Source organism: Sphingobacterium puteale, from assembly GCF_003627955.1.
Lineage (GTDB): Bacteria > Bacteroidota > Bacteroidia > Sphingobacteriales > Sphingobacteriaceae > Sphingobacterium > Sphingobacterium puteale.
The window spans coordinates 773,575-789,173 of sequence record NZ_RBWS01000001.1 but is presented as its reverse complement, the minus strand read 5'-3'; the positions used below and the strand labels follow the sequence as shown (position 1 = coordinate 789,173).

General features: G+C 41.0%; 16 protein-coding genes. All 16 read left to right on the top strand.

Going from position 1 to position 15,599, the window contains the following annotated elements; all coding sequences use genetic code 11:
• Positions 1-33: 33 nt before the first annotated feature.
• The 16 genes from D7322_RS03000 to D7322_RS02920 all read left to right on the top strand — a co-directional run bounded on the left by D7322_RS03000 (position 34) and on the right by D7322_RS02920 (position 15,596).
• On the top strand, positions 34-924 hold the full coding sequence (locus D7322_RS03000) for a TonB family protein (protein WP_108634594.1): 891 nt from the start codon (positions 34-36) through the stop codon (positions 922-924).
• A 329-nt stretch (positions 925-1,253) separates the two neighbouring features.
• Entirely contained in the window at positions 1,254-2,180 is a 927-nt protein-coding gene (locus D7322_RS02990; RefSeq protein ID WP_183078587.1) for a PstS family phosphate ABC transporter substrate-binding protein, read from the top strand.
• A gap of 25 nt (positions 2,181-2,205) precedes the next feature.
• A complete protein-coding gene (locus D7322_RS02985; RefSeq protein WP_121121119.1) occupies positions 2,206-4,011 on the top strand; it encodes a tetratricopeptide repeat protein in 1,806 nt (601 codons plus the stop codon).
• 119 nt (positions 4,012-4,130) lie between these two features.
• Complete coding sequence (locus tag D7322_RS02980) at positions 4,131-4,505, top strand: NADH-quinone oxidoreductase subunit A (protein WP_121121117.1); 375 nt, start codon at positions 4,131-4,133, stop codon at positions 4,503-4,505.
• A gap of 61 nt (positions 4,506-4,566) precedes the next feature.
• The gene (locus D7322_RS02975) at positions 4,567-5,118 is read left to right on the top strand and encodes an NADH-quinone oxidoreductase subunit B (RefSeq protein WP_104383484.1); all 552 of its coding nucleotides are present in this window, start codon (positions 4,567-4,569) and stop codon (positions 5,116-5,118) included.
• A 3-nt stretch (positions 5,119-5,121) separates the two neighbouring features.
• Positions 5,122-5,616 (top strand): NADH-quinone oxidoreductase subunit C, encoded by a 495-nt coding sequence (locus D7322_RS02970; protein WP_121121115.1) that lies wholly within the window; start codon positions 5,122-5,124, stop codon positions 5,614-5,616.
• A 10-nt stretch (positions 5,617-5,626) separates the two neighbouring features.
• Positions 5,627-6,862 carry an NADH-quinone oxidoreductase subunit D gene (locus D7322_RS02965; protein ID WP_183078586.1) on the top strand — a complete coding sequence of 412 codons (1,236 nt, stop codon included), beginning with the start codon at positions 5,627-5,629 and terminating at the stop codon, positions 6,860-6,862.
• The gene (locus tag D7322_RS02960) at positions 6,855-7,376 is read left to right on the top strand and encodes an NADH-quinone oxidoreductase subunit NuoE family protein (RefSeq protein WP_121121113.1); all 522 of its coding nucleotides are present in this window, start codon (positions 6,855-6,857) and stop codon (positions 7,374-7,376) included. The genes D7322_RS02965 and D7322_RS02960 overlap by 8 nt, the downstream gene beginning before the upstream one ends.
• Position 7,377: 1 nt before the next feature.
• Entirely contained in the window at positions 7,378-8,733 is a 1,356-nt protein-coding gene (nuoF, locus tag D7322_RS02955) for an NADH-quinone oxidoreductase subunit NuoF (RefSeq protein ID WP_121121111.1), read from the top strand.
• A 30-nt stretch (positions 8,734-8,763) separates the two neighbouring features.
• Positions 8,764-9,783: a 2Fe-2S iron-sulfur cluster-binding protein gene (locus D7322_RS02950; protein ID WP_121121109.1), complete on the top strand. Its 1,020-nt coding sequence runs from the start codon at positions 8,764-8,766 to the stop codon at positions 9,781-9,783.
• Between the two features lie 9 nt (positions 9,784-9,792).
• Positions 9,793-10,836, top strand: coding sequence for an NADH-quinone oxidoreductase subunit NuoH (gene nuoH, locus D7322_RS02945; protein ID WP_121121107.1), 1,044 nt, complete (start codon positions 9,793-9,795; stop codon positions 10,834-10,836).
• A gap of 12 nt (positions 10,837-10,848) precedes the next feature.
• Positions 10,849-11,358: a NuoI/complex I 23 kDa subunit family protein gene (locus D7322_RS02940; RefSeq protein ID WP_077437308.1), complete on the top strand. Its 510-nt coding sequence runs from the start codon at positions 10,849-10,851 to the stop codon at positions 11,356-11,358.
• An 11-nt stretch (positions 11,359-11,369) separates the two neighbouring features.
• A complete protein-coding gene (locus D7322_RS02935) occupies positions 11,370-11,867 on the top strand; it encodes an NADH-quinone oxidoreductase subunit J family protein (RefSeq protein WP_121121106.1) in 498 nt (165 codons plus the stop codon).
• The gene (gene nuoK / locus D7322_RS02930; RefSeq protein ID WP_121121104.1) at positions 11,867-12,196 is read left to right on the top strand and encodes an NADH-quinone oxidoreductase subunit NuoK; all 330 of its coding nucleotides are present in this window, start codon (positions 11,867-11,869) and stop codon (positions 12,194-12,196) included. Before D7322_RS02935 ends, nuoK begins: the two co-directional genes overlap by 1 nt.
• 19 nt (positions 12,197-12,215) lie before the next feature.
• Positions 12,216-14,138 (top strand): NADH-quinone oxidoreductase subunit L, encoded by a 1,923-nt coding sequence (gene nuoL, locus D7322_RS02925; RefSeq protein ID WP_121121102.1) that lies wholly within the window; start codon positions 12,216-12,218, stop codon positions 14,136-14,138.
• Between the two features lie 15 nt (positions 14,139-14,153).
• Entirely contained in the window at positions 14,154-15,596 is a 1,443-nt protein-coding gene (locus D7322_RS02920; RefSeq protein ID WP_121121100.1) for a complex I subunit 4 family protein, read from the top strand.
• The last annotated feature ends 3 nt before the right edge of the window (positions 15,597-15,599 follow it).

Genomic DNA, 15,599 nt, shown 5'->3' with positions numbered 1-15,599 from the left:
TCATTATTAGATAGCACGATAAAGTATAAAAATATGATAGGGTCAAAATTAGATATTTTTAAGAAAGAATGGCTTGAAGTCGTTTTTCAGGGACGTAACAAGGAATACGGCGCGTATGAGCTACGTAAACTTGCCCCTAAAGCGACGAATAGAGGACTTCTTGTCGTTATCGGCGTAGTGGTTCTTGCCAGCCTTCTTCGTCTTTTCGGAGATAAAATTTTTCCGAAGAAACCTGTTGAAGCACCTCCGGCAGTAACAGAAGTTACCTTGGAAGACCTTGAAGAGATCAAACCGCCAGAACCACCAGAAGAGGAGCCGCTTCCACAAGAACCGGAAGAGAAACCTCAGCAAGTGGCGATGGATGTGCCAAAAGAGGATTTGATTCGTTTTCCTGAGCCAAAAGTAGCTCCTGCTAATAAAGTTGTCGAGGAAGTTGCTTCTCAAGAAGAGTTGAAAGATCCAAATAAAACACCGGCACGCATTACGTTGAAGGGTAGTCCTACAGGTACTTCAGTAGCACGTGGTGAGTTTGGTTCGAAGAAACAGGACGGTGGAATCACTGGTGTTTCAAAGGGTGATCCAAATGGTGATCCAAATGGCGATAAAATCTTTACGGCAGTAGAGGTGAATCCAGAGCCAATTGGAGGTATGAAAGCGTTTATGTCATGGATTTCTTCTAACTATGATTATCCTCAAGCGGCATTAGAAAATGGAATCAACGGTGTTGTGGAAGTTTCTTTCGTCGTGGAAAGAGATGGTAGTTTGACTGATATCAACGTAAAACGTGATTTGAAATATGGTACGGGAGATGCAGCTGTTAAGCTGTTGAAAAAGGCTAAAAAATGGAAGCCAGGTATTCAAAATGGTCGTCCAGTTCGTGTCGCTTACACCCTGCCAATTCGTTTGAATACTATTCAAAATTAGAATGACAGATTTTAATTCGAATAATAATTCTAATTATAGACAGAAATCGCCTTTAAAGCGATTTCTGTCTATTTTAGGACTATTTATGTTTGCCTTTTATTTTGTTTTGGGTCTACTGATTATTTTTTGGGATAATTTTCCCATTGAGATAAATCCGACGTACAAAACAGTTTTTGGCGTTGTATTGATTCTCTATTCTTTTATGCGGTTTGTACGACTTTGGCAAAACAATTTTAATTAGCAGCTGGCGCTCTTTTTAATTTTAATCAACTCTCTTCAAAAATTAAACTATTCATTTATTTTAATTGTCTTATTGTATGATGTATCGTATGAGAAAATATAGTATAATTCCTGTGATGCTTGTTCTCTGTGCAGGGTTATTTCAATCTTGTAAAGACAAGTCGAAGAGCAAAAGAGAGAGTGAGGATATCCTAACCGGCAAATTGCCCGTCTTGGTCGATCAGACATTATTGCCGGTCATCAAAGAATCCGCTGATGTATTTGAAAGTTCCTATCCGAATTCCAGCCTTGAGCTTATGGTACGACCAGAAATAAAAGCGGTCAATGCATTGCTGGCAGATTCTGCCTATGTTATTGTGTTAACCAGAAAGCTAACGGATAAGGAGGGCGACTATTTTAAGAAGCGCGGTATTCAGCCTAAAATTTTCCAGATGGCATCCGACGCTGTTGTATTAATCAATAATCGTAGCAGTGCTGATACTATAATGTCCCAAAAGAACGTTAAGTCTTTGTTGGAGGGTAATTTAAGTGGCCAACGTTTGATTTTTGACAATGCGAATTCAAGTACGCTGCGTTTTTTAAAGGACTATTATAAATTGGATAAAATTGATCCAAAGGCCATTTCAGCCATGAAGGATAGTGAGGACGTAATGAGGTATATCAGTGAGAATACAAATTCTGTGGGCGTTATCGGTTATAATTGGTTTTTAAAAGCTGTTGAAAAAAATTCGCAATTATTGGAGAAAATTCGTACATTGAGCATTGAAAATGTGGGTGAAGGAGAGTCTAAAGGGCTTTTTTATAAGCCATCACAGTCAACCATAGCGGACGGAGTGTATCCGTTCATACGACCGGTTTACATCATGAATTATCAACCAAATATGGGTTTGGGCTTAGGCTTTAGCGCATTTTTGACAGGAGATCGCGGACAGCGCATTGTATTAAAAGCGGGATTGGTCCCTGAAACAATGCCCGGACGAGAGATCATTATTAGAGATGAGAGTTATATTAAATAGATAATAAATAGTACAAAAATAGATTATGACAAACAGTAAATTATTATTTAGTCTTTTATTGGCTGGATCTGTGGGCACAGTAAGTGCGCAGAGTTTGAAAGATGCTAGAGCAGCCATCGAGGCTGAAAACTATGGTAAAGCGAAAACTATTCTTCAACAATTAGTGACTAAGCAACCTAAGAATGGAGATAATTATTTCTATTTGGGTCAAGTTTATTTGGTAAACGACAGAGCGGACTCTGCCGCTGCGATTTTCAACCAAGGTTTGACTAATGATCCAAAAGCGACTATCAATAATGTCGGATTAGGCTATGTTGACTTATTGAAAAAAGATAAAGCTAGTGCAGAATCGAAGTTTGCTTTAGCAACAGCAAAGTTAGGTAAAAAGGACTACGAGCCATTATTGGAAATCGGTCGTGCATATATTAATACACCAGAACCGGATTATGCGAAAGCTTTGGAATATTTGACACAGGCGAAAGCAAAAAATACCAAAGATATTGCTATTCCTTTAGCTTTAGGTGATGCATACCGTGGATTGAGAGAAGGTTCATTAGCTTATACAAGCTATGGGGATGCCATGGATATTGATCAAAATTCGGTTAAAGCCAAAGTTGGTCAGGCAATTATCGTTCGAGGCGCTCAAGCCTATGATGAGGCTGTAACACAATTGGAAGCAATTGTTGCTGAAACTCCTACTTATGCACCTACTTACCGTGAGTTGGCCGAAACGTATTATCAATGGTCGAAAATGCCTGGAACGACTGATGAAAAATATGTTGAGCTGAACAAAAAAGGTGTTGAGCAATACAAGAAATATTTGGAAGTAGCTGGTGATAATACACTAGAAGCAAAAATTCGTTATGCTGACTTCTTGGTTTACGCGCGTCAATATGACGAGTTGAAAACAGTTTCAGAAGAATTGGCTAAAAATCCATCGATAGATCCAAAGATCTATCGTTACTTAGGTTATATTGCGTTCCAAAAATCAAAGGATTATCCAAAAGCGTTAGAGTATTTAAATCAAATGTTTAGCAAGATGGAGAAAGATCGTGTTATTCCTTTGGATTATATGTACCTGGGTATGGCTGAAATTGCTACTAACAGTCCAAAACCCGCTACTCCAGCCGCTGGCGCAGATAGCACAGCTGCCGTGGCAGCTCCAGTTCTGACTCCTGAAAACGAAGCTAATATTCAAAAGGGAATTGCAAATATTAAAAAAGCGATCGAAGGCGATAAAGAGCTGTTGGGAGAGGTTGCAGAGCTAGCTTTTGCAAAATATCAGGAGCAAGAATTACAAACCGCAGTTTCACTATTTGGACTTGTAGGTGAGTATAAAGATTCTCCTTATTACTTCGATTCGCACTATTACGCCGGTGAGGGTAGCTATCAAATTGGTTTCAAAAAAGATACTCAAGCGAAAGATGCTGAAGGGAACTATGTTAATCAAGATTTGAGGAATCAAGCTATCGCTGATTTTGCTAATGCGCAAAAAGAGCTTACGATCATTGAGACAACTGACAATAAAGAGGCTCAAGATAAGTATTTAGTTAATGCGTTATATTATAAAGCTTTTTCAGCTTTGGGCTCTGATGATATGGCACAGCCAAAAGGAGACTTCGTGGCGGCATTCCAAAAATTGATTGATACAATCAACCAAAGAGGCACACAAGAAAAGAATAAAGCGTACTTAGTGGATGGTTATACTTATATTGGTCTTTTCCATTATTTGAAACAAGATACAGCGAAAGCAAAGCAAAACTTCCAAAAGGTAGTGGAGATTGATCCTACTAACGAGGATGTTAAAGGATACTTAGAGGCTTTAAAATAAGCTTAACTAAAATGATTCTAAATTAGGCGCAGATCGTACGATCTGCGCCTTTTTTGTTTTGATTTTAGTCACGGAATCTCTATATTTAAAGACAGTTACCAATATAAATTTTGATTGAGATGGAGCACGCCAATAGTATGCCGATAGATTACTTACCTATATTCATACAGCTTATCGTAGCGGTAGGATTCGGAGTAGGTACCATAATTATCACACACCTTATCGGGCCGAAAGTTAGGACAGAAAATAAGCTCGGAGCGTTTGAGTCTGGTGTTGAAGTCGTAGGAAACGCGCGGCAACCCTTTTCCATTAAGTATTTTTTGGTGGCAATCCTGTTTGTCATTTTTGATGTTGAGGTTATTTTCATGTATCCATGGGCTGTCAACTTTAGAGAAATGGGCTTTCAGGGCTTGATCGAAATGTTTATTTTCATGGGATTGCTCTTGTTGGGCTTTATCTATGTCATTAAGAAAAAAGCATTAAACTGGGACTAAGTTGTCCTGTAACATTGGCTGTAATAGTCAATTGTACTTAAACCTTATAAATCGTCTTTTCATGAGTGATATAAAATTGGCAGAAGCTCCTCCAGGAGTAGAAGGTGCGGGATTCTTTGCGACAAGTTTGGATAAAGCGATCGGATTGGCGCGTGCAAACTCATTGTGGCCTTTGCCTTTTGCGACATCCTGTTGTGGTATCGAATTTATGGCTACGATGGGCTCCACCTACGATTTAGCCAGATTCGGTGCAGAGCGGCCTAGTTTTTCCCCACGTCAGGCGGATATGTTGTTAGTGATGGGAACTATTGCAAAGAAGATGGCTCCTGTCTTGAGGCAGGTATACGTGCAAATGGCCGAGCCGCGTTGGGTGATTGCAGTGGGGGCCTGTGCTTCCAGTGGCGGGATCTTTGATACCTATTCTGTGTTACAGGGTATCGATGAGATTATTCCTGTGGATGTTTATGTGCCGGGTTGTCCTCCTCGGCCCGAGGCTATTTTGGATGGTGTATTGCGCTTACAGGATATCGTTAAAAATGAGTCCTTAAATAGGCGAAATACGCCTGAATATAGGGCGCTATTAGAAAAATACGGTATACATACTAATAAATAGAGGATGGAGAACAGTTTTTTATTGGAGAAACTCCAAGGAAATTTCCCGGCAAAGATTGTAGAAATTCCAGATGCACATAATTTATTGACCATCCTTGTCGATGCCGAGGATATAATAGATGTGTTGCGCTTTCTGAAGTCGGACCCCGAGTTACAGTTTATTCATTTAACTGATATCACTGCGGTACATTATCCCCATTTAGAGAAAGAATATGCCGTTGTGTATCATGCGCATAGTTTGATTCACAACATTCGGATACGTGTAAAGGTGTTTTTGTTTGGTCCAAATCCCGAAATTCCAACTGCTACAGTTGTTTGGAAAGGGGCAAATTGGATGGAGCGTGAGACTTATGATTTTTTTGGTGTAAATTTTATAGGTCATCCGGACTTGAGAAGAATCCTAAATGTTGACGATATGGAGGTGTTTCCAATGCGGAAGGAGTATCCCTTGGAAGATCCAAATCGAGTAGATAAAAAAGATTTGTATTTCGGCCGTTAATTTATATGATATGAGCGATTTTATAAGCAAGATAACTTCTAATCAGCCTATTTTCGATGATAATGATCCGCAGGATGAGCTTATCACCCTTAATATTGGCCCCACACACCCAGCTACTCATGGCGTATTCCAGAATGTAGTTCAGATAGATGGGGAGCGAATTGTGAGTGGTGTTTCTACGATAGGGTATATCCACCGTGCTTTCGAGAAAATCGCTGAACATCGGCCTTTTTATCAAATTACTCCATTAACGGACCGTTTAAATTATTGTTCGGCGCCCATTAACAACATGGGTTGGCACATGACCGTTGAAAAACTGCTGAAAATTGAGATACCAAAACGGGTGCAATATATGCGGATTATCGTGATGGAGCTTGCTCGTATCGCCGATCATATCATTTGTAATGGAATTTTGGGGGTAGATACAGGGGCTTTCTCAGGTTTTTTGTATGTGATGCAGGAACGTGAATTTATCTATGAGATTTTCGAAGAGATCTGCGGTGCACGTCTAACAACAAATATCGGCCGTATTGGCGGATTTGAACGGGATTTTAATGCCGTTGCTTTTGATAAGATTCGTGAGTTTTTAAAACGTTATCCTCCTGTATTGAAAGAGTTTGAGGAAATGTTCGTTCGGAATCGAATTTTTATTGAGCGAACTTCTGGTGTCGCTGCCGTTTCTGCGGAGGAAGCCTTAGATTATAGCTGGTCCGGCCCTATTTTAAGGGCTACAGGCGTGGACTATGATGTTCGGGTACAAAACCCATATTGTTCTTACGAAGAATTTGATTTTGAAGTTCCTGTGGGTACAACGGGGGATGTCTATGATCGTTTTATGGTTAGAAACGAGGAAATGTGGCAATCGCTTCGCATCATTGAGCAGGCCTTGGAAAAAATCGAAAAGGAACCGAAAGGCGTATTCCATGCCGAGGTCCCCGATTTCTACTTACCACCGAAAGAGCAGGTCTATACCAATATGGAGGCACTGATATATCACTTTAAAATTGTTATGGGCGAGGTCGACACACCTAAAGCCGAAGTATATCATTCGGTAGAGGGAGCAAATGGTGAACTGGGTTTTTATTTGATCCATGACGGTGGCCGTTCACCCTATCGTCTTCATTTTAGAAGGCCTTCTTTTGTCAATTATCAAATGTTTGCGCCTATGAGCGCAGGGATGTTGATTTCTGACGCAATTATTAACATGAGTAGTCTTAACGTTATAGCAGGAGAATTAGATGCTTAGTGTAAAACAACATAATGAAAATGTAACGTTTTCTCCCGAGTTGCTCGCCAAGTTTGGAGAGGTGGTAAGCCGTTATCCTGAAGGAAAGCAGAAATCAGGTCTGTTACCTATTTTGCATTTGGTTCAAGCGGAATTTGGTTGGGTTAGTGCGGACGCAATGGACCAAGTAGCTGTTTATCTTCATATTTTACCGATCGAAGTCTATGAGGTCGCAACATTTTATACCATGTTTTTGTTGGAGCCTAAAGGTAAATATGTCTTGGAAATCTGTCGTACCGGTCCTTGTTGTTTAGTGGGTGCAGAACGGATCATGGGGCATTTGGAGCAAAAGCTTGGCGTAAGAGAGGGAGAGGTTACGGCGGATGGACTTTTCTCCTGGCGAGGTGTAGAATGTCTGGCTGCCTGTGGTTTCGGGCCTGTTTTACAGATTGGTCCCGAATATACCTTCTATGAAAACTTGAATGAGGCTAAGGTGGATGAATTGATTGATAATTTAAAAGCTAAAACAGAATAATATGGCACGTAAACTTTTATTGACACATATCGATGTCCCGGGCATCAATACCTTTGAGGTTTATCGTCAGAAAGGGGGCTATGTAGCTGTTGAAAAAGTAATAAAAACAATGTCTCCTGAAGATGTGGTTGAGGAGGTGAAAAAATCGGGACTACGCGGAAGGGGTGGAGCAGGCTTCCCGACAGGAATGAAATGGTCTTTTCTCGCAAAACCAGAGGGTGTTCCCCGTTATTTGGTCTGTAATGCGGATGAGTCTGAGCCAGGCACATTCAAGGATCGTTATTTGATGACACATATCCCGCATGCTTTGATCGAAGGGATGATTGTGTCTAGTTTTGCCCTTGGCGCAAATACCTCCTATATCTATGTGCGTGGTGAGATGATGCCGCAGATCAGAATTTTGGAGCGCGCCATTGCTGAAGCAAAGGAGAAAGGATTTTTAGGTAAGAATATATTGGGCTCAGGCTATGATCTGGAGATTTATGTCCAACCGGGTGGAGGTGCGTATATCTGTGGGGAGGAAACTGCATTATTGGAGTCTTTGGAAGGTAAACGTGGTAATCCACGTATTAAACCCCCTTTCCCGGCTATAGCGGGATTATATAATTGCCCAACTGTGGTAAACAATGTGGAGTCCATTGCGGCGACCGTTCCCATTATTAATTTGGGTGGGGAAGAGTACGCAAAGATCGGTGTCGAGCGTAGTACAGGAACGAAATTGATTTCAGCCAGTGGAAATATCGTCAAACCTGGTGTTTATGAGATCGAACTTGGCTTACCGGTGGAGGAGTTTATTTACTCGGAAGAATATTGTGGTGGAATAGCTAACGGAAAACGGATGAAAGCTGTTGTGGCCGGCGGGTCGTCGGTGCCGATTCTACCAGCAAACCTTATCCTGAAGACAGCTGCCGGAAACAGTCGTCTCATGACTTACGAATCGTTAGCTGATGGCGGCTTCCAAACAGGAACCATGCTTGGCTCGGGTGGTTTCATCGTATTTGACGAGGACCAATGTGTTGTTCGTAATACCTGGAACTTTGCTCGGTTCTATCACCATGAAAGTTGTGGACAATGTTCGCCTTGTCGTGAGGGAACCGGCTGGATGGAAAAAGTGTTACATAAAATTGAAAGTGGACATGGATCTATGTCCGATATTGACTTGCTTTGGGATGTACAACGCAAGATTGAAGGGAATACGATCTGTCCATTGGGTGATGCGGCTGCTTGGCCTGTTGCTGCGGCGATCAGGCACTTTAGAGATGAGTTTGAATGGCATATACTACACCCGGAGGAGTCACAAACAAGAAATTACGGATTGGCGCATTATGCGGATCCTTTACAACCAATTGTATCATAATAAAAGCTGTAACGATAAATTATAAATATCATGGCAGAAGCGGAAGATGTAAAGTTTAAGGTCACAATCGACGGTATACCAGTAGAGGTCGCGCCGGGGACAACCATATTGAATGCAGCACGGCAAATTGGTGGCGACATCGTTCCGCCGGCAATGTGCTATTATTCTAAACTGGAAGGCAGTGGCGGGAAGTGTCGTACTTGTTTGGTGAAGGTCTCGAAAGGCTCCGAGAAGGATCCTCGGCCTATGCCAAAACTCGTGGCATCCTGTCGGACTACGGTGATGGATGGTATGGAAGTGCAGAATATTACCTCACCAGAGGTCGTGGAGGCAAGAAAGGGCGTCGTTGAGATTCTTTTGATCAATCATCCTTTGGATTGTCCGATCTGCGACCAGGCTGGGGAATGTAAGTTACAAGATCTTGGGTATGAACATGGCAGTGCAGATACACGTTATGAGTTTGACCGCCGTACTTTTGAACGAATCGATCTTGGGGACAAAATCCAATTGCATATGAACCGATGTATCTTATGTTACCGTTGTGTTTATGTGGCGAATCAATTGACGGATCAACGCGTGCATGGTATTTTGGGGCGTGGAGATCATTCGGAAATATCTACTTATATCGAAAATGTAATCGACAATGATTTTTCGGGGAATGTGATTGATGTCTGTCCAGTTGGGGCTTTGACTGACAGAACTTTCCGTTTCAAAAACCGGGTCTGGTTTACAAAGCCGATAGATGCGCACCGTGATTGTCCGACATGTTCTGGTAAAGTGACATTATGGTATAAAGGGGAAGAAGTTATCCGTGTAACTGCACGGAAAGATGAATTTGGTGAGGTAGAAGAATTTATCTGTAATACCTGTCGTTTTGATCAGAAAAAAACAAGTGATTGGATCTTGGATGAACCGACAGAAATTGATTCGCAATCTGTTATCTCGGCCAATCATTATGAACTTTTTAATCCGCCAAAAGTGGTGAAGGAGAACCCGATACTTCAACAACAAAATCGAGAACAGTTGGCTAGAACAGAAAAATTGAAATAAGCACGCATCATGGAGTGGTCTTTTGTTATAGAAAAATTAATATTGGTGTCTGTAATCTTCGTTATTACCTTGGTGATTGCGATGTATTCAACACTTGCCGAGCGTAAAATAGCAGGTTTTATGCAAGACCGATACGGTCCGGATCGGGCTGGTATATTTGGTCTCCTACAGCCATTGTGCGATGGTGGAAAGTTCTTCTTTAAGGAAGAGATTATTCCTGCAGGTGCACATAAGGTGCTCTTTATTGTCGGGCCGACCATTGCAATCATTACGGCCTGTATCAGTTCGGCTGTTATCCCTTGGGGACAGGAATTACAGATCGGCGATCGTGTGGTCTCGCTACAGGTAGCAGATGTCAATGTCGGTATATTGTACATGTTTGGTGTCATCGCATTGGGCGTATATGGCATCATGCTGGGCGGATGGGCGTCCAATAATAAATTTTCGTTAATGGGCGCAATTCGTGCGGCATCACAAAGTATCAGTTATGAAATTGCCATGGGACTTTCCATTATCGCATTGTTGATGGTGACCCAAAGTCTCTCACTTAAAGAAATTGTAGCCCAACAATCGGGTTTTGTCAATTGGAATATCTGGGCACAGCCACTGGGATTTATTATTTTCATGGTCTGTGCATTTGCGGAGTGTAACCGTGTTCCCTTTGATTTACCCGAATGTGAAACTGAATTGGTCGGCGGTTATCATACAGAGTACTCTTCCATGAAATTGGGGCTTTATATGTTCTCTGAATACATCAATATGTTTGTGTCTTCGGCATTGATGGCATCACTTTATTTTGGAGGGTATAATTTCCCTTTTATGAATGACCTTGGGCTGTCCGCAAACTGGATCACCATTATTGGGGTAATCGTATTCTTCCTTAAAATATTTGGATTTATCTTTTTCTTTATGTGGGTACGTTGGACATTACCACGGTTCCGTTATGATCAATTGATGAATCTGGGCTGGAAAATGCTGATTCCTTTGGCTATTGCCAATATTGTACTTACAGGGGTATTTACATTGATAAAAGATACTTATTTCTCATCATAAGAAAGGATTTTTATGCAACTAAGCAATCGTAAGAAAGTAATCGAACAAAAACCAATGACCTTTTCGGAAAGAATTTATTTTCCGGCAATAGTCAGGGGCCTGCGTATTACATTGAGACATTTTTTTAAGAAAATCCCTACTGTTAAATATCCTGAGGAAATAAGACCTTATTCGAAGAATTTTAGGGGGCAACATTCGCTAAAGCGCGATGAGGAGGGACGCGAGCGCTGTACCGCATGTGGATTATGTGCGTTGTCATGTCCTGCCGAAGCAATTACAATGACTGCTGCTGAACGAAAAAAGGGGGAAGAACACCTCTATCGTGAAGAAAAGTACGCATCAGTTTATGAAATTAACATGTTGCGCTGTATTTTCTGCGGTCTTTGTGAAGAAGCCTGTCCAAAAGAAGCTATTTATTTGGACGGTCCACATGTGACAGCAGATTATCTACGTAAGGATTTTATCTATGGGAAGGATAAGCTGGTCGAGCCAACTTTTGATATTACCAAATTAAAGAGCTAATTCAAGAAATTATGACAGTATTTTATTTTGTAGCCTTCTTGTCTATTTTCTTTGCGCTGATGACCATCTTTACAAAGAATCCTGTGCATAGTGTATTGTATCTGGTCATTACCTTTTTCACATTTACGGTGCATTACATTTTATTGAATGCCCAGTTTTTGGCTGTGGTCAATTTTATTGTGTATATGGGGGCGATCATGGTACTCTTTTTATTTGTACTCATGTTGCTCAATTTAAATAAGGATACCGAACCGATGAAGTCCAATCTGGTTAAATTTATGGGGGTAATTGCTGGCTGTTGCTTAGTGGTTACCTTTTTTGGAGTATACCGTGTGTTTGAGATCTCTAACCCTTTGACAATCGTTAATCCTGAAATTGGACTGGTAAAAAATCTGGGCAAGGTATTGTTTAACGAATTTTTGCTTCCTTTTGAGCTGTCTTCTTTATTATTATTGACAGCCATGATTGGAGCGATTTTATTAGCTAAGAAAGAACCTAAACAAATCTAATGGAAACAATTGTTCAACAGTTGCAGGGTGTACCGATAAATCATTATTTGATTTTTTGCACGATTATTTTTGCTATTGGCGTGGTCGGTGTGCTTATCCGTCGTAACGTAATCATTATTATGATGTCGATCGAATTAATGCTTAACGCTGTCAACCTGCTGTTAGCAGCTTTTTCGGTGCAGCATAGTGATTCATCAGGGCAGGTGTTTGTCTTCTTTATTATGGCACTTGCAGCCGCGGAAGTAGCGGTCGGTTTGGCTATTATTATTATGGTATATCGGAATACGAAGTCTGTGGATATCGATTCCTTGAATAAACTTCGTTGGTAGAACTTAAGAAATAAATACGATGAGTGAATTAATTTGGTTGATTCCCCTTTTGCCCTTGATCGGGTTTATAGTGAATGGATTGGGCAGGAATGCATTTTCCAAAAGTATGATCGGTGCTTTGGGCAGCGCCGTGGTGCTTATTTCTTTTATCTGCAGTTGTATCCTTTTTTCCGAAGTATATCAATCAAGACAGGCGGGACAGGCAGGAATTGTCGAAAAACATGTATTTGACTGGATCTCTGTGGGAAATCTCAAAATAAGTCTTTCCTTTTTAGTGGATCCATTAAGTGCAATTATGTTGTTGATTGTCACTGGCATTGGATTTTTGATCCATATTTATTCTATTGGGTATATGCATCACGATAACGGATTTGGTAAGTTTTTCGCTTATTTGAATCTATTTATCTTTTTCATGCTGTTGTTGGTGTTGGGTTCTAACTATCTGGTCATGTTTATTGGTTGGGAAGGTGTAGGACTCTGCTCTTACCTGCTCATTGGATTTTGGTATAAAAATACTTCTTATGCAAATGCTGCGAAAAAAGCATTTGTGATGAACAGAATTGGTGATCTAGGATTCTTGTTGGCGGTATTTCTGATATTGGGAACTTTCGGATCACTTGAATTTTCTACGGTATTTGCGGGGGCGAAGAATTTTGCCGCGGGAGACATCGCTGTCGTGAGCATCACCATATTGCTATTTATAGCCGCAACAGGTAAATCAGCACAAATTCCCTTGTTTACTTGGCTCCCGGATGCTATGGCTGGTCCTACGCCTGTATCGGCTTTGATACATGCCGCGACCATGGTGACTGCAGGTATCTACATGATTGCACGGTCAAATGTATTATTCGTACTTTCACCGATTACCCTACAATTGATTTCCATTATCGCGATTTGTACTGCCTTGCTGGCCGCTGCAATCGCAATAACGCAAAATGATATTAAGAAAGTACTGGCTTATTCGACAGTTTCTCAATTAGGTTATATGTTTCTTGGTCTAGGCGTAGGAGCATTTACGGGTGCATTTTTTCACGTATTGACTCATGCATTCTTCAAAGCCTTATTATTTCTTGGTGCAGGATCCGTTATTCACGGGATGAGTGATGAACAGGATATGCGAAAAATGGGTGGATTGAAGAAAGCGATGCCAATTACTTATATCACCATGCTCATTGGAACAATAGCAATTGCAGGTATCCCTCCATTTTCCGGATTTTTCTCTAAAGATGAAATATTGGCCAATGCATTCGCTGCCAATCCGCTCTTATGGGGCCTAGGATTTTTGGGAGCGTTAATGACAGCTTTCTATATGTTCAGAATGCTATTCATGACATTCTCTGGCTCATTTAGAGGCACGGAGGAACAAAAGCATCATCTTCACGAATCACCAAAAAGTATGACATTCCCTTTGATGGTGTTAGCAGTGCTTTCTGTTGCTGGTGGCGCGATAAACTTACCCGCAGCGCTAGGTGGAAACCATTGGTTGGAGCATTTTCTTGCGCCTGTATTTGCTGAGGGGAAGGCATTGATTCCTGCGGCACATCATTTGGAGCATAGTACGGAATATATGTTAATGGCAGTTTCTGTAGTTGGTGTATTCATTATGGTTGGCCTTGCCTACAACGTCTATGTGAAGCGTCAGCAAATACCTGCTGGAGATGAAGTTCCACGGGGATTTCTGGCAAATCTTTCCTACCATAAATTTTATGTGGATGAACTTTATGATGCTGTCGTTGTACGCCCGATCAACTGGCTATCGACTTTCTTTGGTCAGGTCGTGGATCAACGTGGTATTGATGGTGTTGTTAATGGAGCCGGTAAAGCAACATTTGATACAGGAAAAGTACTCCGCTTGCTTCAAAATGGAAATGTTGGGTTTTATTTATTGATGATGGTAATTGGAGTGATTGCTATTTTCGTGTATGGATTTTTGAGTCTTTAATATTTAGTATAATCGATGGATAACCTTTTCTTACTTATTTTATTGCCCTTAATCAGCGCATTGATTTTAGCGTTATTAAAGACCAATGTCGCCAAGTCAATAGCATTGATTTTATCAATAGTATCGCTCGCATTGACGATCCCATTCCTTTGTCAATTTGATCCGAATGGCGGAATGCAATTCGAAAAAAATTGGGAATGGATTTCTGCTCTGCATATTCATTTTCATCTTGGGGTAGACGGGATTAGTTTGCCGCTGATACTATTGACCAATGGATTGATGCCTTTCATTATTGCAACAACTTTTTCTAAAGACTATAGGGGCAATTTTTATGCGTTGATGGCTTTTATGCAAGCTGGATTACTGCTTGTGTTTATGGCGTTGGATGCTTTTACGTTCTATGTGGGTTGGGAAATCGCTTTGATTCCGATTTATTTTATCTGCGCACTATGGGGCGAAGGTGATCGTATTCGGGTTAATCTAAAGTTTTTCATTTATACTTTTTTGGGAAGTCTTTTGATGTTGATCGGAATTCTTTATCTCTATCAGCAAGTACCAAGTCATGATTTTGAATGGACTTCTTTTATCGCTTTGGAGCTGGGGGATAACACACAACGTTGGTTATTCTGGGCATTTTTTATTGCCTTTGCGATTAAGATTCCCATCTTTCCGTTTCACACTTGGCAGCCGAATACATATACGAATGCACCGGCGGCGGGAACCATGTTGTTGGCTGGTATTATGTTGAAGATGGGGGTATATGGTTTAATGCGTTGGTTATTGCCTGTGGTTCCCACGGGGGTTGCTTTGTATGGGCAATTTGCCATGATCTTGTGTATCATTGGAATTGTTTATGCTTCTATCATTGCCATTAAGCAGGACGATGCCAAACGGTTGATTGCATACTCCTCTATTGCACACGTTGGATTGATCAGTGCGGGGGTCTTCACTTGGAATACAAATGGTTTAAGTGGCGCAACAATACAAATGTTAAATCACGGTATTTCGGTCATTGGACTTTTTTATGTACTGGATATCGTGCAGCAACGTACGCAAACACGTCGTCTTTCAGAACTTGGCGGAATTGCGAGCAAAGCTCCAAAATTAGCGATCTTTTTTATGATTATCTGTATGGGTGCAGTTGGACTGCCTCTAACCAACGGTTTTATTGGTGAGTTTCTGTTATTGAAAGGTGTATTTCAATATGGATTCTGGTTTGCAGTTTTCGGCGGACTAACGTTAATATTAGGGGCTGTGTATACGCTTCGCCTTTATCAGCAGACGATGTTGGGGGAAACTACGGACGAAACCATGCGGTTTGAAGATGTAAAAGGGGGAGAACTCGTTGTATTGAGTTTGATCTCCTTCTTGATTCTTTATATCGGTATATTCCCGAATTTCCTATTGAATCTTTCTGCGGGTTCAGTGGAAGTTTTAAGCACATTTTTAGGCAGATAAATA